General features: G+C 48.2%; 1 protein-coding gene. It reads left to right on the forward strand.

Going from position 1 to position 566, the window contains the following annotated elements:
• Positions 1 to 46: 46 nt before the first annotated feature.
• A partial coding sequence (locus tag D4A39_RS19080) for a vWA domain-containing protein (protein ID WP_199699486.1) occupies positions 47 to 566 on the forward strand: 520 nt, incomplete at its 3' end.

Below are 566 nucleotides of genomic sequence, written 5' to 3' on the forward strand. Positions count from 1 at the left end.
TATGAAACGAGTATTCAATCTTTTGGTAGTAGATGAGAGTGGCAGCATGAGTATTATCGAGCGCCAGGCACTGGTGGGCATCAACGAGACTCTGACCACGATTCAGAAAATGCAGAAGACGCATAAGGATATGGAGCAGCGGGTTACACTCATCACCTTCAACAGCACCCACAAGAATCTGTTCTACGATAATGTGTCTGCTCATCATATTAAGCCTTTGAAATCAAGGGATTACAACCCATGTGGCGGCACCCCTCTTTACGATGCCATCGGCATGGGCATCGCCAAGATCAATGCCCTGACCACCGAGGATGACAGCGTATTGGTAACCATCATTACGGATGGTGAGGAGAATTGCAGCGAGGAGTATGATCTGAAGATGATCAAGAACCTCATAGAGAAACTGAAGAAGCAGAACTGGACCTTTACCTTCATCGGCACCGATGACCTTGATGTGGAGAACATTGCTCATGGTATGGGCATCGACAACCACCTGCAGTTCTCTGAAGATGAAGCTGGCACCAAGGCGATGTTTGCCAGTGAAAACAGAGCCCGAGAGCGCTACA

This window comes from Alcanivorax profundi, from assembly GCF_003597125.1.
Classification (GTDB): Bacteria; Pseudomonadota; Gammaproteobacteria; order Pseudomonadales; family Alcanivoracaceae; genus Alcanivorax; species Alcanivorax profundi.